Origin of the sequence: Pseudomonas svalbardensis (assembly GCF_030053115.1) — a bacterium.
GTDB lineage: Bacteria > Pseudomonadota > Gammaproteobacteria > Pseudomonadales > Pseudomonadaceae > Aquipseudomonas > Aquipseudomonas svalbardensis.
The window spans coordinates 3478744-3495386 of sequence record NZ_CP125619.1 but is presented as its reverse complement, the minus strand read 5'-3'; the positions used below and the strand labels follow the sequence as shown (position 1 = coordinate 3495386).

Sequence of the window (16643 nt, the reverse complement as noted above, 5' to 3'; positions counted from 1 at the left end):
CAAGGGGGTTACTGCGCCAACCACCCACCATCAATATTCCACGCCGCGCCACGCACCTGGCTACCGGCCTCACTGCACAAAAACAGCACCAGTTCGCCCAATTGTGGCGGCGTCACAAACTCCAGCGAAGGCTGCTTCTCGGCCAGCAAATCATGCTGCGCCTGCTGCGGGTCGATCCCTTTGGCGATGCGGTCATCAATCTGCTTCTGCACCAGTGGCGTCAGCACCCAACCTGGGCAGATGGCGTTGCAGGTGACATTGGTGGTGGCCGTTTCCAGCCCTACCACCTTGGTCAAACCGATGACGCCATGCTTGGCCGCCACGTAAGCCGCCTTGCCCACCGACCCGACCTGGCCATGCACCGAAGCGATATTGATGATCCGTCCCCAACCCTTGGCGCGCATGCCTGGCAGGCTCAAACGGGTGCTGTGGAATACCGACGACAGGTTGATCGCAATGATCGAATCCCAGCGCTCCACCGGGAACTCTTCCACCTGCGCCACATGCTGAATACCGGCGTTGTTGACCAGGATGTCCACGCCGCCGAACTCACGCTCGGCGTAGGCAATCATGTCGGCGATCTGCGCCGGGTCGCTGACATCGGCCGGGTGATGGCCGACCTTGCTACCGAATTGCTCGACCTCGGCAATCACCTTGGACGCATCACCGAAACCGTTGAGGATCAGATTGGCTCCAGCCTTGGCCAGGCTGAGGGCAATGCCCAGGCCGATGCCGCTGGTGGAACCGGTGACCAGTGCAGTCTTGCCCGAAAGAGTCGTCATGAATACCTCACACAATGCCAGTGGCGTAGAAAGTACCGATCACCACAAAAACCGCCAGGGTCTTGATCAGCGTAATACAGAAAATGTCTTTGTAGGCTTCGCGGTGGGTCAGGCCGGTGACCGCCAGCAAGGTAATCACCGCGCCGTTGTGCGGCAGGGTGTCCATGCCGCCACTGGCCATCGCGGCCACCCGGTGCAGTACTTCCAGCGGGATATTGGCGGCATGGGCCGCTGCGATGAAGTCATTGGCCATGGCCGCCAGCGCAATGCTCATACCGCCCGACGCAGAACCGGTGATGCCGGCCAGCAGGGTTACGGTAATCGCTTCGTTGACCAGCGGATTGGGAATGCTCTTGAGCCAGTCGGCCAATACCAGGAAGCCCGGCAAGGAGGCGATCACCGCACCAAAGCCGTACTCCGATGCGGTGTTCATCGCCGCCAGCAACGAACCGCTGACCGCACTTCTACTGCCTTCGGCCAACTTGCCGCGAATCGCCTGGAAGCCGAATACCAGCACCATAATGATGCCGACCAGCAAGGCTGCCTGAACGGCCCAGATCGCCGTGAGTTTGGCGATTTCAGTGGTCACCGGCGCGGCCATGCCCGGCAGCGCAAGGCTGTGGGTCTTGCCGTACCACTGCGGAATCCACTGAGTGAACAGCAGGTTCATGATGCCGACGGCCAGCAGCGGCGACACGGCGATCCATGGGTTGGGCAGTTTGATGTCGGCAGCGGTTTGCGGCTCGTTGCGCAGATCGGTGCCATACCCTTCACCGGCGTGCTGCGCTTTGTTGCGCTGGCGCTGCAGAAACAGCATGCCGGCGCAGACCACGAAGATCGCGCCGATCAGGCCCAGCCAGGGCGCGGCCCAGGCGGTGGTGTTGAAGAAGGTGCTGGGGATGATGTTCTGGATTTGCGGGGTACCGGGCAGGGCGTCCATGGTGAACGAGAATGCGCCGAGGGCAATGGTCGCCGGAATCAGTCGCTTGGGAATATTGCTCTGGCGGAACATTTCAGCGGCAAACGGGTAGACCGCGAACACCACCACGAACAGCGACACGCCGCCGTAGGTCAGCAGGGCGCAGACCAGTACGATCACCAGCATCGCCTGACTCGTGCCGAGGAGACGAATCGCCGCTGCGACGATGGAGCGCGAAAAGCCCGACAGCTCGATCAGCTTGCCGAACACCGCACCGAGCAGGAACACCGGGAAATACAGTTTGATGAAGCCGACCATTTTCTCCATGAACACCCCGGTGAACGCGGGGGCGACGGCGGAAGGGTCGGTGAGCAGTACGGCGCCGAGGGCGGCAATCGGGGCAAAGAGGATAACGCTGTAGCCACGGTAAGCCGCGAGCATTAGCAGCGTGAGAGCTGCCAAGGCAATGATCACACTCATGGTGTGTCTCCTGGATTGTTATTTTTTTTAGGGTGGATCTTGGTGGGAGAGGGCTTTAGCGAGTTTCGTGCCAGAAGGTTAAGGCATTGAAATGTATGGATATTTTTCAGATTTTCATGGCGTGCTTGAGGTTTTCGTCTCTATTTTGAGATATATGTCGATTTTGAAGGTCTTTTCGCGAGCAGGCTCGCTCCCACAGGTTGAGTGTCCACCCTGTAGAAATGCGATCAGGAGTGGGAGCGAGCCTGCTCGCGAAGGTCTGTCTATCGATGGAGATTCGTGTCTCATTACGGAGACTCTACAATCCCCAACGCCACCATCTTCTTATACAAAGTTGACCGCCCCAAGCCCAACCGCGCCGCCGCTTCAACAACCTTCCCGCCACATTGCGCGAGGGCAGCTTCAATCAACTGTCGATCAAACCGCTCCCGAGCCTCACTGAAAGTCTCATGCGCAACCGGCTCAATCGTTACAGGCGCCGCACGCGCTACCGGTGTGAGCGTACCAATCGCCGCGCGGATATCTGCGGCATTCAGCATCAAGTCATCACTGAGCAATGCCGCCCGCTCCAGCACGTTGCGCAGTTCACGAATATTCCCCGGCCAGGCATGTTGACCCAGCAGGTCCAAGGCTTCGCGGTTCAATTCGTGTTGACTGCGCAGTTCTTCCAGAATGGCTTCACTGAGAGCCGGGAGATCGTCGAGTCGATCACGCAGCGGTGGGACCTGGATCGGCAGCACGTTGAGGCGGTAATACAGATCGGCGCGAAATTCACCGCGTTTGATCGCGGCATCCAAATCCGTGGAGGTCGCGGCAATCACCCGCACATCGCTCTGGATCACTTCGTTGGAACCCACCGGCTCGAATTCTTTCTCCTGCAGTACCCGCAGCAGTTTGCTTTGCAGTGGCAACGGCATGTCGCCGATTTCATCGAGAAACAGGGTGCCGCCCTGGGCAATTTGCAACTTGCCGGCGCGGCCCTTGCGATCGGCGCCGGTAAACGCGCCGGGCGCGGTGCCGAAGAATTCCGCTTCCAGCAACGATTCGGGAATCGCCGCGCTGTTGATGCTGACAAAGGCTTTGTGCGCACGCGGCGAAGCGCCGTGGATCGCCTGGGCCAGCAGCTCTTTGCCGGTGCCGGTTTCACCGAGCAGCAACACTGGGGACTCGGCGCTGGCACTGCGTCGGGCGCGGCGTTTGACTTCGAGGCTGGCGGCACTGGTGCCGATGAAGTGCGCGAAGTTGTACTTGGTCTGCCGCGCTCGCAGCAGCGAGCGGGTGGACGCCAGTTCTTCCTGCATGCTCATGTAGCGCTTGAGCATCGGCGAGAGGCTGCGTAATTCGTCGAACAGCGCAAACCCGATGGCGCCGATCACCACGCCGGCGTCGTCATGAATCGGCAGGCGCATCACCACCAATGGTTCTTTGGGGGTGTCCTGCATATCGAGCAAAATCGGCCGACCGGTACGCACCACCTCGCGCAACAGACTGCCGGGGATCACGCTTTCGCAGGACTTGCCGATTGCCACTTCCGCTGATTCCAGGCCGAAGCGTCGGGCATAGCGCTCGTTCATCCAGACGATGTTCGCATCGCGGTCGACAATCACCGTGCCTTCGCTGGACTGCTCGATGATCTCGAACAACGAGCGGATGGCCAGCAAACGAACGCGCTGGTAGTCCTTGAGGCTTTCGGTGGTGTTCATCGGACGGCTCCAGGATGCGCCGCCGCCAACAGCTCCTTGGTATACGGATGCTGCGGCGAATCAAACACATCATGGCTGGCACCGCTTTCCACCACTTTGCCGTCCTTGATCACGATCATGTCATGAGCCAGGGCACGGACCACTGCCAGGTCGTGGCTGATGAACAGGTAGGTCAGGCCGTGTTTTTCCTGAAGTTGGCGGAGCAGGGCGACCACTTGTTTTTGCACCGTGCGATCCAGCGCCGAGGTCGGTTCGTCCAGCAGGATCAGCGCCGGTTTCAGCACCAGCGCCCGGGCGATGGCGATGCGTTGTCGTTGGCCGCCGGAAAACTCGTGCGGGTAGCGATGACGGCTTTGCGGGTCGAGGCCGACTTCTTCCAGTGCCCGAATCACTTCGGCTTTGCATTCGTCAGCCGTCAGCTGGCTATGCACTTCAAGACCTTCACTGATGATCTGCGCCACGGACATTCGCGGGCTGAGGCTGCCGAACGGGTCCTGGAACACCACCTGCATTTTCTTGCGCCACGGCCGCAGCTGTTTTTGCGTCAGGCCGTCCAGCGCTTCACCCTGAAAGCGAATGCTGCCTTCGGAATCGAGCAGGCGCAGGATTGCCTGACCCAGCGTCGACTTGCCGGAACCGGATTCGCCCACAATGCCCAGCGTCTTGCCGCGTTGAATGTTGAGGCTGATGCCATCCACTGCTTTCAGGTAAGTCTTGCGCTGAAACAGCCCGCCACTGAGGGCGAACTGCACCCGCAAGTCATTTACCTCAAGCACGTTCTCGCGCTCGTCCCGGGGCAGCGCTTCACCTTCCGGTTCGGCATTCAGCAAGACGCAGCTGTAAGGATGTTTCGGTTCGGTAAACAGCGTTTCGCAAGGTGCCTGCTCGACGATTTCCCCGGCCTTCATCACGCAGACTCGTTGGGCAATGCTGCGCACCAGATTGAGGTCGTGGCTGATCAGCAGCAGCGACATGCCGAGACGCTGTTGCAGGGATTTGAGCAGCAGCAGGATCTTGCGCTGCACTGTCACGTCCAGCGCGGTGGTCGGTTCGTCGGCGATCAGCAACTCCGGTTCGCAGGCCAGGGCCATGGCGATCATCACCCGTTGCCGCTGACCGCCGGACAATTGATGGGGATAGGCCTTGAGCCGCTCTTTGGGCTTCTGAATGCCGACCAGATGCAGCAACTCGAGTATCCGCGCTTGCGCCGCTTTACCGGCCAGGCCCTTGTGCAGCAGCAGGGTTTCGCCGATCTGCTTTTCGATGCTGTGCAATGGGTTGAGCGAGGTCATGGGCTCCTGGAAGATCATCGCGATGCGGTTACCCCGCAGTTCTCGCAACACCTTGGCCGGGGCGCCGACCAGCTCCCGGCCACGGTAGCGAATACTGCCCGTGGTTTCGGTGCCGGTCTCGGGCAGCAGTTGCAGGATCGAGTGAGCGGTCACCGACTTGCCGCAGCCCGACTCGCCCACCAGCGCCAGGCATTCGCCAGGGCGGATGTCCAGGCACAGATTGCGCACCACGGTCTGGCCACTGAAGGCGACGCGCAGGTCACGGATTTCGATCAGGTTGTTACTCATATCAGTAGTCCGCATCACGATCGGGGATCAAAGGCATCACGCAACGCCTCCCCGATAAACACCAGTAAAGAAAGAATCAGCGCCAGGGTGAAAAACGCCGTCAATCCCAGCCACGGCGCTTGCAGGTTTTGTTTACCCTGACCGATCAACTCGCCCAACGATGCACTGCCGGCGGGCATGCCGAAACCGAGAAAGTCCAACGCTGTGAGGGTGGAGATCGCTCCGGTCAGAATGAACGGCAGGTAGCTCAGGGTCGCGTTCATCGCGTTGGGCAGAATGTGCCGGACGATGACTTTTCGGTCGGTCAAGCCCAGCGCCCGGGCTGCTTTGACGTATTCCAGGTTGCGTCCGCGCAGGAATTCGGCGCGCACCACGTCCACCAGGGCCAACCAGGAAAACAGCGCCATGATCCCCAGCAGCCACCAGAAATTAGGCTCGACGAAACCCGACAGGATGATCAGCAGGTACAGCACCGGCAGCCCCGACCAAACCTCCAGCAACCGTTGACCGATCAGGTCGACCCAGCCGCCGTAGTAGCCTTGCAGGGCGCCGGCAGCGATGCCGATCAGTGCACTGACAAACGTCAGCATCAAGGCAAACAGGATCGACACCCGCGCACCGAAAATCACTCGGGCCAACACGTCCCGCGCCTGGTCGTCGGTGCCCAGCCAGTTAACCTTCGTCGGAGGACTTGGCGTCGGTTGATTGAGGTCATAGTTCGGTGTGTCGTCGCTGAAGGGGATCGGCGGGAACAGCATCCAGCCACCGTCCTGGTGAATCAGCTTCTGCACATAATCGCTGCGGTAGTCGGCCTGGAACGGCAGCTGGCCGCCAAATTCCTGCTCGGTATGACGCTTCAGTGCCGGGAAGTAGAGTGAGCCCTGATAGCTGACGATCAGCGGCTTGTCGTTCGCAATCAGTTCGCCACCGAGGGTCAACAGGAACAGGCCAACAAACAACCACAGCGACCACCAGCCACGACGGTTTTTCTTGAAACGCTCGAAACGACGACGACCTAACGGCGAGAGCTTGAACATCAGGCGTTCCTCGCGGCGAAGTCGATACGCGGGTCGACGAGGGTGTAGCAGAGGTCGCCGACCAGTTTTATCAAGAGACCGAACAGCGTGAAGATGAACAGCGAACCGAATACCACCGGGTAGTCCCGGGAAACCGCGGCTTCGTAACTCATGCGACCCAGGCCGTCGAGAGAGAAAATCACTTCGATCAGCAGAGAGCCGGCGAAAAATACGCTGATGAACGCCTGGGGAATCCCCGAGACCACCAGCAGCATGGCGTTGCGAAACACGTGACCGTAGAGCACTCGGCGTTCGCTCAGACCCTTGGCGCGGGCGGTGACCACGTACTGGCGCGTGATTTCATTGAGGAAGGAGTTCTTGGTCAGAATGGTCAGTGTGGCGAACCCGCCGATCACCAGCGCCGTCACCGGCAATACCAGGTGCCAGAAGTAATCGGCGATTTTGCCCACGGTCGACAACGATTCGAAGTTGTCCGAGACCAGCCCGCGCACTGGGAACCAGTTCAGCGAGGTACCGCCGGCGAAGACCACGATCAGGAACATCGCGAACAGAAACGCGGGCATGGCGTAGCCGATGACGATCGCGGTGCTGCTCCAGATATCGAAATGGCTGCCGTGGTGCACGGCCTTGCGGATCCCCAAAGGAATTGACACCAGGTAGGTGATCAGCGTCGCCCAGAGACCAAGGGAAATGGTCACCGGCATTTTTTCCAGGATCAGATCGGTGACGGTCGCGCCGCGGAAAAAGCTCTTGCCGAAGTCCAGGCGCGCGTAACTGGTGAGCATCAGCCACAGGCGTTCGTGCGCCGGCTTATCGAAGCCGTATTGCTTTTCGATGTCCTTGATCAGTTGCGGGTCGAGGCCGCGACTGGATCGGGAGGTGTCGGACATGCGTTCGCCGGAACCGCCGCCGACACTCGCGCCGCCGATGCCTTGCAAGTGCGCGATGGCCTGTTCCACCGGGCCGCCCGGCGCGGCCTGGACGATGATGAAGTTGACCAGAAGAATGATCACCAGCGTCGGAATGATCAGCAGCAGACGCCGCAGTATGTAAGCCCACATCAGTGCGGCCCTCCGGGTTTGCCACGGCTGATTTGCTCAGCGGTCATCTGTTGGTTGGTCAGCGGCGTGGTGCTGATTTCCCACCAGCTCTCGATGGCTTCGTCATTGCTCGCTTGCTCGTTGGGCCTGCCGAAACGATTCCACCACACGGTGGAGCTGCCCGGCGGGTAATAGTTGGGAATCCAGTAGTAGTTCCATTGCAGCACCCGGTCCAGCGCGTGGGCGTAGTGCAGCATTTCGGGTTGGGTGGTGGCGCGAATCAACCCGGCGATCAATGTGTCGACCGCCGGATTTTTCAAGACCATGTAGTTATTGGCGCCAGGGTCGTTGGCCGAGACCGAGCCGAAGTAATTGAGCAGTTCACCCCCGGGCGACGTCGTGACCGGGTAGCCGGTGACGATCATGTCGTAGTCGCGGCTCATCAGGCGATTCACGTATTGGGACGAGTCGATGCGGCGGATGTTCATGTCGATGCCGATCTGTTTCAGGGTGCGCTTATAAGGCAGCAGCAATCGGTCCATGCCGTTCTGGCTGACCAGGAAAGTGAAACTCAATGACTTGCCTTCGGCGTTGACCAGTTGATCGCCATCGGGTTTCCAGCCGGCCTGTTCGAGCAAATCGAGTGCCTGCAACTGTTTGTCGCGTATCACGCCACTGCCATCGGTTTTTGGTGCTTCGAAAACCTGGATGAACACCTCGTCGGGGATCTGCCCGCGCAGCGGTTCGAGAATCGCCAGTTCGCCGGCGTCCGGCAGGTGTCGGGCGGCGAGGTCGGTGTTGGAAAAGTAACTCTGCTGGCGGATGTACATGTCGCGCATCATCTGCCGGTTGCTCCACTCGAAATCCCAGAGCATGGCCAGCGCCTGACGCACTCGACGGTCCTGGAACATAGGGTTTTGTAAATTGAACACAAAGCCCTGAGCCGTTTGGGGAGCTTGCGTTGCCAGGTGCGCCTTTTGCAGGCGCCCGTCACTGAGGGCCGGGCCGTCGTAGCCGATGGAGTAACCGGTGGCGGAAAATTCTCGGTTGTAGTCGTAGGCACCGCCGCGCAGGACCTGGCGGGCGACGTCGGTATCGCCGAAGTACTCGATGCTGAAACGATCGAAGTTGTAGAGGCCGCGGCTGACCGGTAAATCCTTGCCCCACCAATCGGCATTGCGCTCGAAGGTGATGCTGCGACCGGAGTCGACTTTGCTCACCCTGTAAGGGCCACTGCCCAACGGTGGCTCGTAACCGCCCCCATTGGCGAAGTCGCGAGTCTTCCACCAATGCTCGGGAAACACCGGCAAGGTCGCGATATCAAGGGGCAGGGTACGGTTTTCATTACTTTTCAAGTCGAACCGAACCGTTAGAGCTGATTCCACTTCGACGCCTTTGACGTCGGCAAATTGAGTGCGATAACGCAGGCTGCCCTGGGTCATCAACAGGTCGAAGGTGTAACGAACGTCTTCGGCCGTGATCGGTTTGCCGTCTGCAAAACGAGCCTTGGGGTTCAGGTAGAAGCGCAGGAACAAACCGTCGTCCGAACGCTCCATCTTCTGTGCCACCAGGCCGTAGACGGTGTAAGGCTCATCCAGTGAACGCTGGGCGAGGGGCGAGTAAAGCAGGCCGTCGATCTGTGTGACGCCAATGCCTTTATCGATGTAGGGCAACATATGATCGAAATGACCGATTTCGACGGCCGAGCGGCGCATCGTGCCACCCTTGGGGGCTTGCGGGTTTGTGTAGGCAAAATGACTGAAGCCGGCAGGATACTTCGCCGGTTCACCGTACACGGTCAACGCATGTTGCGGTGCTGCAGTCACACCGGTGACGCACAACAACAGGGCCACGGCCGTGAACAATAAAGTAGGGAACGCCAGTCGCATTGTCAGCCTTAGAGCCGGGTGGTCAATAACCGCAATTTGTACGCTAGCGGCGCGTCCCTCGCCACTCGTATCACGCATCCGAAACACAACGGCCCACCAAAAGGCGGGCCGTTGTGCAGAAAACTTAAGGCTTGATCAGTCCTGACGGCTGGTCACTTCCAGCAGGTGGTAACCGAACTGGGTCTTGACCGGGCCTTGCACCACGTTGATCGGTGCGCTGAAGACCACGGCGTCGAATTCCTTGACCATCTGGCCTGGACCGAACGAACCCAGATCACCGCCCTGGCGGCTGGACGGGCAAGTGGAGTTGGCTTTGGCGACTTCGGCGAAATCAGCGCCGCCTTCGATTTGGGCTTTCAATTCGTTGCACTTGGCTTCGCTGGCAACGAGGATGTGACGGGCAGTGGCTTTAGCCATGGTGAAATACTCCTTTCAATGTTCAGTAAAGTGCGGAGCCTACCGGATTCAGTGGTCTATTTCTTCTCAAAGTTCCGTACAGACTATGCAGGCCGGTACGGTATTCCTTTATAGGCCGGCATTTCTCAGACGCTCTGCATGCTGCACATACAGGGCAATCGGGTCGATGCCCTTGCGCAACGGACCGGAGGTCTGGCTGAGGCTGTCCAGATGATCCAGCGGGTAGTCGGACCGGATGACTTTGCCCAAATGGGAGCTGTAGCGGCCAACCAGGCCATCGTTCTGCTCGGGTTCGGTGGTGAAGTAGTGGGAAAAGGCGCGGAGGAACCCGTGCAGCGGACTAAGAGCATCAAGCCCTTTGTCGAGGATGTCGCCCTGCAGGGTGCCGCTCCAGGAGTAATAACGTACGCCGTCGACCAGTTCGCGACCCTTGCCACCCCAGGTTTTCGGCAACCCCTGAGGGTACTTATCATTGAACGCGCCTACACCTTCGGTGGTCAGGGCATTCAGAGCGGCGATGGCGTTCTGCGGCAGGTGACGGTGGCCGCTGAGCAACGATAGAAAGTCTGCAAACAACGTTGCAACTGTCGAGGCGACGTGTTCCGGCAGCCGCCCGGGCGTCAGCGCCTTGCGCAAGAAGTCGGCCAGTTCCGAGCCGTGATTTGGTCCGCTGACGGACGTCACCGAAGCGATTGCTTCCGGCGCTGTCGCTGCCGCATAACGTGCAGCGAGCGCGCCTTGGCTGTGGCCGATCAGGTTGACTTTGTTTGCACCGGTTCCTTCCAGTACCCGTTCGATCTGCGCCAGAAGTTGGTCGCCTCGAACTTCATTGCTATGGGTAGCCGACAAGTGCGGGATAAGCACTCTTGCGCCTGCACTCCTGAGGGCCTGCTTGACGTCATGAAAGAGTTCGATCTTGCCGATGCGATCGAAGCCGAAGAGCCCGTGGACCAACAGGATCGGATACTGAGTAGTTGCATTCCGTAGCATGTTCTTTCCTTTTTCGCAGTCGTTCAGAGGTGTGTTGATGGGCTCACTCTAAAGCACACCCGCTGTTCGGCGTTGTATGAAAAAGCCGCTGTAACCTGATGAAAACGGAATAGAAAATGTACGAAAGCTCGAAAGTAGATGAGGTCTTGTTCGGAATATTTGGACATCTTTTTATCTGTAACACGGCGCTTTACTTCGATGGCCTACTTCGGGAACACCCTTTGCCTGTTGATAGTGTCTCGATTCCGACGTCCAGTCCTCGATGGGAGGACTGGAAGAGGGTGTGGCTCACGCCGATTGTTGATCCCTGCTCTGCGCTCTGCGCTCTGAGCCGGTCGGCTGCCTGGCGTAACAATAATTCCGTCCCGCTCCAGCCAAGGCAGCCGTCCGTTACTGACACGCCGTAGCGCATTGACGGGCCCAGCGGTTGGCAGCCTTCGAACAGGTGACTCTCGATCATCATGCCGATCAGTGATCGATCACCTTGCAGGCGCTGTTCAAGCACATCGTTAAACACCGCTGGCTGACGCAACGGGTCTTTGCCGCTGTTGGCATGGCTGCAGTCGACCATGATCCGGGCCGGGATCTTCAGTTTGGTCAAATCGCTGTTCACTCGGGCGACGCTGTCGCGGTCGTAGTTCGGCCCACGGTGTCCGCCACGCAGCACCAGGTGGGTGTCGGGATTGCCCGGTGTCTGAATGATTGCCGGATGACCCTGGCTGTCGACCCCGAAATGGCGATGCGGATGGGCGGCGGAGCGCATGGCGTCGCTGGCCACACCGACACCACCATCGGTGCCGTTCTTGAAGCCGACCGGCATGCTCAGGCCGCTGGCCATTTCCCGATGGATCTGCGATTCGGTGGTGCGAGCGCCAATGGCGACCCAGCTCAGCAGGTCGTCGAAGTAGCCGGCAGCCATCGGTTGCAGCAGTTCGGTGGCAATCGGCAATCCCAGGCGGAGCATTTCGCGCATCAACTCGCGGGACAACGTCAAACCGCCCGCCATGTCATCGCTGCCATCCAGGTGGGGATCGTAGGCCAGGCCTTTCCAGCCGATGGTGGTGCGGGGTTTTTCGACGTAGGCGCGCATCACCAGCAGCATTTCATCGCTGACGTCGGCGGCGAGGCGGGCGAGGTTGCTGGCGTATTCGAGGGCGGACTGAGGATCGTGAATCGAGCAGGGGCCGACGATGACCAGCAGACGGGAGTCTTCACCGTTGAGGATCGCGCGAACCGCTTGGCGGTGGGCGGCGACTTGCTGGCTCAGGACGTTGCTGAGTGGCAATTGCTGTTTGAGTTGCAATGAGCTGGGCAGACGCTGGGTCAGCGCTTCATTGGCAGGGCTCAAGGTGGACAGCGGCAGAGCGGAGACGGACGAGTTCATATTCGGGCTTCCTGGGCTGGCGGCGGGTTCGTTCCCGCGCGCTCGGCCCTACTGGGGTGTTCGACAATTGGCCGGATTGGCTGCGTGTGTGTGCTTGCCACCTGTGGGTGACCGATCGGAGGTGGCAGGCTGTCCCGAGCGGAGGCTGCTAAATCGCCAGGCGGTAAAACTGTCGTAACGGTAATAAGTGGCGTAGTTCATTTTTGAATCCTCTGGTTGTCTGGTGTGTCGCTAAAAATGTGCGGGGCTGAAAAAACAAAACCCCCGGTCGGGAAGCCGACCGGGGGTTGAGAATTCTCTGGTGGCGACCCGTATAAAGTGGGCGCCGTGTGGGTATCAGGCGCGCCAGTGGCTAAACCAATACCCAAAATAAAAGCTGACCGGAGCACAAACGTCATTCACCCGGGCAGCCGACACCGAGCGCAAGGCGCTGACGGTATGAAGCTGTGAGAGGGCGTTGAGCATGATTTGTCTCCGATGAGTGCACCGAGCTTACTCGAGGCCGGTACGTGGATTCAATCAGAAAATGCTATCGATCACCGGAGGCGTTTTCTATCGCTTGAGTGCGTCGCCGGTTGTGACACACTTTGTGCTTTGCATACATGCAACGTCACAAGGACGAATCATGACGCCACTGACCATCGCCGCTGCCCAATCGATCTCCATCGCCGGTGACCTTGCCGCAAACATGGTGTGGCATCAGCGCTTCATGCAACGTGCCGCTGAGCAGGGCGTGCAGTTGCTGGTGTTCCCGGAGTTATCGTTGACCGGGTACGAGCGTGGGCTTGCGGCTGAATTGGCCATTGCGCCAGACGCCGAGGTTCTGCAACCGCTACGGGATTTCGCGCGGGAAGTCGGTGTGACGACAGTCGTCGGGATGCCGATTCGCCTGTCGCAGGATTCGCCCGTATTGATTGGGGCGCTGGCGTTGGGCGCTGATGGATCGCTCGGGATCTACAGCAAGCAATATCTGCATCCAGGCGAGGAAGTGGCATTCGCACCGGGAACCGGCGGTTCGACCCTGACGATCGGTGGCGATACGGTCGCGTTGGCAGTGTGCGCAGATTTCTCTCACGCCAGTCATGCCGCCGCGGCGGCGCAGCAAGGCGCCGATCTCTATGCGGCGGGCGTGCTGATCACGGAAAACGGCTACGCCCCGGATACCGCGTTGTTGCAAGGCTACGCCAGCGCTCATTCGATGACGGTCCTGATGGCCAACCATGGCGGTGCAACGGGTGGCTGGGAATCGGCAGGACGCAGCGCGATCTGGGCGTCGGACGGCTCGCTGGTTGCAGCCGCACCGGGTACGGGCAGCCTGATGGTCGTGGCTCGCCGCGATGCAGATGGCTGGAACGGGCAAATAGTGGCTGTTGCGGAGGCTTGATGGCATTTGAATTACGCCCGGCGGCGCTTCGGGACCTCGACTTCGCTCGTGAACTGACCCGCAAAAACATGCTGCGCTATTACATTCAGCACGATCTGCTGTGGCAGGACGAAGGTTTCGATGTTGGCTGGGCAGGGCGCGAGAACTGGTTGATTGTGCGCGGTGAGGCATTGGTGGGCTACGTCAGTCTGAGTCGTGATGCCAAAGCCCTGTACATTCGCGAGTTGCACGTCATCGAAGCGTTTCGAGGGCAGGGCGCCGGTTCCTGGACGATTGATCAGGTATTCGCCATGGCGTGCAAGGAACGGCGTCCGGCATTGCGTTTGACGGTTTTTGAAAATAATCCCGCGCAAGCGTTGTATGAGAGAAAGGGGCTGAAGGTGGTCGGCACGGACGAGTGTTTCCTGAGAATGCAGCGTGATATCGATGCCTCGCCTGGCTGAAACACGCATACGACAAGCCTTTCAAGATGTATTGAAACTTTTTATATGACGCTTGCCGCTAGGTCTGCCAGTTGCTTTTTGCTAAGGTGTCGGCAACCCAATAAGACCATATCGCGAGGTGTCTGCTTGATTAGGGTGCTAGTAGTCGATGATCATGATCTCGTTCGTACAGGCATTACACGAATGCTGGCTGACATCGATGGCCTGCAAGTAGTCGGCCAGGCTGAGTCAGGCGAAGAATCCTTGCTCAAGGCGCGTGAGTTGAAACCCGATGTGGTACTGATGGACGTCAAGATGCCAGGTATCGGCGGTCTTGAAGCCACACGCAAATTGTTGCGCAGTCATCCGGATATCAAAGTCGTCGCGGTCACCGTGTGCGAAGAAGATCCGTTTCCGACTCGGTTGTTGCAGGCCGGTGCCGCGGGTTATCTGACCAAGGGTGCCGGGCTGCCGGAAATGGTCCAGGCCATCCGCCTGGTGTTTGCCGGGCAGCGCTACATCAGCCCGCAAATTGCACAGCAACTGGCGATCAAATCCTTCCAGCCGACCAATGATTCGCCTTTCGACGCCTTGTCGGAGCGGGAAATCCAGATCGCGCTGATGATTGTCGGCTGTCAGAAGGTCCAGATCATTTCCGACAAACTGTGTCTGTCGCCAAAAACCGTGAACACTTACCGTTACCGCATTTTCGAAAAGCTTTCGATCAGCAGCGATGTCGAGTTGACGCTGTTGGCGGTTCGTCACGGCATGGTCGATGCCAGCCTCTGAAAATGACTGAAGTCTTCGATCCAAGCGCCTTTCTGTCGACGGTCAGTGGGCGTCCCGGTGTGTATCGCATGTTCGACAGCGAGGCACGCCTGCTCTATGTCGGCAAGGCCAAGAACCTCAAGAATCGTCTGTCGAGTTACTTCCGCAAATCCGGTCTTGCGCCCAAGACCGCGGCGCTGGTCGCGCGTATCGCCCAGGTCGAAACGACGATTACGGCCAATGAAACCGAAGCCTTGTTGCTTGAGCAGACGCTGATCAAGGAGTGGCGTCCGCCCTACAACATCCTGCTGCGCGACGATAAATCCTACCCCTACGTCTTTCTCTCGGATGGTCAGTTTCCACGCTTGAGCATCCATCGCGGTGCAAAAAAGGCCAAGGGCAAATATTTCGGCCCTTATCCCAGCGCCGGCGCCATTCGTGAAAGCCTGAGCCTGCTGCAGAAGACGTTTTTTGTTCGTCAGTGCGAAGAGAGCTATTACAAGAACCGCACGCGTCCTTGCCTGCAATACCAGATCAAACGCTGCAAGGCGCCCTGTGTCGGGCTGGTGGAGCCCGAGGTATACGCTGAAGACGTACGGCACTCGGTGATGTTCCTCGAGGGGCGCAGCAATGCGCTGACGGATGAGTTGTCCGCAGGAATGGAAGAGGCGGCGATCAATCTCGAGTTCGAACGGGCGGCCGAGTTGCGGGATCAGATTTCATTACTGCGCCGGGTCCAGGATCAGCAGAGCATGGAAGGCGGGACAGGCGATGTCGACGTGATCGCCGCGTTTGTCAATCCGGGTGGTGCCTGCGTTCATTTGATCAGTGTGCGCGGCGGGCGGGTGCTGGGGAGCAAGAACTTCTTTCCTCAGGTGGGTATTGAAGAGGACGTTTCTGAAGTCATGGCGGCGTTTCTCGGCCAGTACTTCATCAGCAGTCCCGAGCGCGACTTGCCGAGCGAACTGATCGTCAACGTGGTTCACGAAGACTTCCCGACACTGATCGCGGCCATCGATGAGCTGCGCGGTCGCGAATTGACCATCAGTTATCGGGTTCGTGGTACGCGAGCACGCTGGCAACAGTTGGCGGTCACGAATGCCGAGCAGGCACTGGGAGCGCGACTGGCTAACCGTCAACACGTTGCTGCACGTTTCGATGCCCTGGCGGAAGTGTTGAACCTGGATGAGCCACCACAGCGCCTGGAGTGTTACGACATCAGTCACTCCAGTGGTGAAGCAACCGTGGCGTCCTGCGTGGTGTTCGGCCCCGAAGGTCCGATCAAGTCCGACTACCGTCGCTACAACATTGAAGGCGTCACCCCGGGCGATGACTACGCCGCGATGCATCAGGCCCTGACCCGACGCTTCAGCAAACTGAAGGACGGGGAGGGCAAGCTACCGGACATCTTGCTAGTGGACGGTGGCAAGGGGCAGCTGTCCATGGCACGTGACGTGCTCAATGAACTGGCCGTGCCTGATTTGATTCTGCTGGGCGTAGCCAAGGGCGCCACGCGAAAGGCCGGTTTCGAAACCTTGTACCTGAACGATGCCGCCCACGAATTCACCTTGCGCGGCGATTCCCCCGCGCTGCATTTGATTCAGCAGATACGCGACGAAGCTCACCGTTTCGCAATTACCGGGCACCGCGCACGCCGTGGGAAAACTCGCCGCACGTCTACCCTGGAGGGCGTTGCCGGTGTCGGACCGACCCGTCGCCGCGATTTGTTGAAACATTTTGGTGGATTGCAGGAGCTGTCTCGTGCCAGCATCGAAGAGATCGCCAAAGCACCCGGGATCAGTAAAAAGCTCGCAGAGTTGATTTATGCCAATCTGCACAGCGAGTAGA

General features: G+C 59.2%; 15 protein-coding genes. 4 read left to right on the top strand and 11 right to left on the bottom strand.

What is annotated here, in order from left to right; all coding sequences use genetic code 11:
- Window positions 1-8: 8 nt before the first annotated feature.
- The 11 genes from hbdH to QFX16_RS15985 all read right to left on the bottom strand — a co-directional run bounded on the left by hbdH (window position 9) and on the right by QFX16_RS15985 (window position 12686).
- The gene (hbdH, locus tag QFX16_RS16035; protein ID WP_283180457.1) at window positions 9-782 is read right to left on the bottom strand and encodes a 3-hydroxybutyrate dehydrogenase; all 774 of its coding nucleotides are present in this window, start codon (window positions 780-782) and stop codon (window positions 9-11) included.
- A gap of 7 nt (window positions 783-789) precedes the next feature.
- On the bottom strand, window positions 790-2181 hold the full coding sequence (locus QFX16_RS16030; RefSeq protein WP_283180456.1) for a GntP family permease: 1392 nt from the start codon (window positions 2179-2181) through the stop codon (window positions 790-792).
- Window positions 2182-2468: 287 nt separating this feature from the next.
- Window positions 2469-3884 (bottom strand): sigma-54 interaction domain-containing protein, encoded by a 1416-nt coding sequence (locus tag QFX16_RS16025; protein ID WP_283180455.1) that lies wholly within the window; start codon window positions 3882-3884, stop codon window positions 2469-2471.
- Entirely contained in the window at window positions 3881-5464 is a 1584-nt protein-coding gene (locus QFX16_RS16020; protein ID WP_283180454.1) for an ABC transporter ATP-binding protein, read from the bottom strand. Before QFX16_RS16020 ends, QFX16_RS16025 begins: the two co-directional genes overlap by 4 nt.
- A gap of 14 nt (window positions 5465-5478) precedes the next feature.
- Window positions 5479-6501, bottom strand: a complete 1023-nt coding sequence (locus tag QFX16_RS16015; RefSeq protein ID WP_283180453.1) for an ABC transporter permease — start codon at window positions 6499-6501, stop codon at window positions 5479-5481.
- Window positions 6501-7562, bottom strand: a complete 1062-nt coding sequence (locus QFX16_RS16010) for a microcin C ABC transporter permease YejB (protein WP_283180452.1) — start codon at window positions 7560-7562, stop codon at window positions 6501-6503. Before QFX16_RS16010 ends, QFX16_RS16015 begins: the two co-directional genes overlap by 1 nt.
- On the bottom strand, window positions 7562-9430 hold the full coding sequence (locus QFX16_RS16005) for an extracellular solute-binding protein (protein ID WP_283180451.1): 1869 nt from the start codon (window positions 9428-9430) through the stop codon (window positions 7562-7564). The genes QFX16_RS16010 and QFX16_RS16005 overlap by 1 nt, the downstream gene beginning before the upstream one ends.
- A 135-nt stretch (window positions 9431-9565) precedes the next feature.
- A complete protein-coding gene (locus QFX16_RS16000) occupies window positions 9566-9847 on the bottom strand; it encodes a peptidylprolyl isomerase (RefSeq protein ID WP_046048458.1) in 282 nt (93 codons plus the stop codon).
- 108 nt (window positions 9848-9955) lie between these two features.
- On the bottom strand, window positions 9956-10837 hold the full coding sequence (locus QFX16_RS15995) for a lipase family alpha/beta hydrolase (protein ID WP_283180450.1): 882 nt from the start codon (window positions 10835-10837) through the stop codon (window positions 9956-9958).
- Between the two features lie 190 nt (window positions 10838-11027).
- Window positions 11028-12221: a 3-deoxy-7-phosphoheptulonate synthase gene (locus QFX16_RS15990; RefSeq protein ID WP_283180449.1), complete on the bottom strand. Its 1194-nt coding sequence runs from the start codon at window positions 12219-12221 to the stop codon at window positions 11028-11030.
- A 336-nt stretch (window positions 12222-12557) separates the two neighbouring features.
- A complete protein-coding gene (locus QFX16_RS15985; protein ID WP_283180448.1) occupies window positions 12558-12686 on the bottom strand; it encodes a hypothetical protein in 129 nt (42 codons plus the stop codon).
- A gap of 160 nt (window positions 12687-12846) precedes the next feature.
- On the opposite strand from QFX16_RS15985, the gene QFX16_RS15980 reads away from it, so the two are divergent.
- The 4 genes from QFX16_RS15980 (at window position 12847) to uvrC (ending at window position 16642) form a co-directional block, all read left to right on the top strand.
- Window positions 12847-13605 (top strand): carbon-nitrogen hydrolase family protein, encoded by a 759-nt coding sequence (locus tag QFX16_RS15980; protein ID WP_283180447.1) that lies wholly within the window; start codon window positions 12847-12849, stop codon window positions 13603-13605.
- Entirely contained in the window at window positions 13605-14048 is a 444-nt protein-coding gene (locus QFX16_RS15975; protein ID WP_283180446.1) for a GNAT family N-acetyltransferase, read from the top strand. Before QFX16_RS15980 ends, QFX16_RS15975 begins: the two co-directional genes overlap by 1 nt.
- 126 nt (window positions 14049-14174) lie before the next feature.
- Entirely contained in the window at window positions 14175-14816 is a 642-nt protein-coding gene (gacA, locus tag QFX16_RS15970; protein WP_008015884.1) for a response regulator transcription factor GacA, read from the top strand.
- Between the two features lie 2 nt (window positions 14817-14818).
- Complete coding sequence (gene uvrC, locus QFX16_RS15965) at window positions 14819-16642, top strand: excinuclease ABC subunit UvrC (protein ID WP_283180445.1); 1824 nt, start codon at window positions 14819-14821, stop codon at window positions 16640-16642.
- Window position 16643 lies beyond the last annotated feature (1 nt).

Coding starts and splice junctions, on each gene's coding strand:
- hbdH (WP_283180457.1), bottom strand. CDS start 782: ATGACGACTCTTTCGGGCAAGACTGCACTGGTCACCGGTTCCACCAGC.
- QFX16_RS16030 (WP_283180456.1), bottom strand. CDS start 2,181: ATGAGTGTGATCATTGCCTTGGCAGCTCTCACGCTGCTAATGCTCGCG.
- QFX16_RS16025 (WP_283180455.1), bottom strand. CDS start 3,884: ATGAACACCACCGAAAGCCTCAAGGACTACCAGCGCGTTCGTTTGCTG.
- QFX16_RS16020 (WP_283180454.1), bottom strand. CDS start 5,464: ATGAGTAACAACCTGATCGAAATCCGTGACCTGCGCGTCGCCTTCAGT.
- QFX16_RS16015 (WP_283180453.1), bottom strand. CDS start 6,501: ATGTTCAAGCTCTCGCCGTTAGGTCGTCGTCGTTTCGAGCGTTTCAAG.
- QFX16_RS16010 (WP_283180452.1), bottom strand. CDS start 7,562: ATGTGGGCTTACATACTGCGGCGTCTGCTGCTGATCATTCCGACGCTG.
- QFX16_RS16005 (WP_283180451.1), bottom strand. CDS start 9,430: ATGCGACTGGCGTTCCCTACTTTATTGTTCACGGCCGTGGCCCTGTTG.
- QFX16_RS16000 (WP_046048458.1), bottom strand. CDS start 9,847: ATGGCTAAAGCCACTGCCCGTCACATCCTCGTTGCCAGCGAAGCCAAG.
- QFX16_RS15995 (WP_283180450.1), bottom strand. CDS start 10,837: ATGCTACGGAATGCAACTACTCAGTATCCGATCCTGTTGGTCCACGGG.
- QFX16_RS15990 (WP_283180449.1), bottom strand. CDS start 12,221: ATGAACTCGTCCGTCTCCGCTCTGCCGCTGTCCACCTTGAGCCCTGCC.
- QFX16_RS15985 (WP_283180448.1), bottom strand. CDS start 12,686: ATGCTCAACGCCCTCTCACAGCTTCATACCGTCAGCGCCTTGCGCTCG.
- QFX16_RS15980 (WP_283180447.1), top strand. CDS start 12,847: ATGACGCCACTGACCATCGCCGCTGCCCAATCGATCTCCATCGCCGGT.
- QFX16_RS15975 (WP_283180446.1), top strand. CDS start 13,605: ATGGCATTTGAATTACGCCCGGCGGCGCTTCGGGACCTCGACTTCGCT.
- uvrC (WP_283180445.1), top strand. CDS start 14,819: ATGACTGAAGTCTTCGATCCAAGCGCCTTTCTGTCGACGGTCAGTGGG.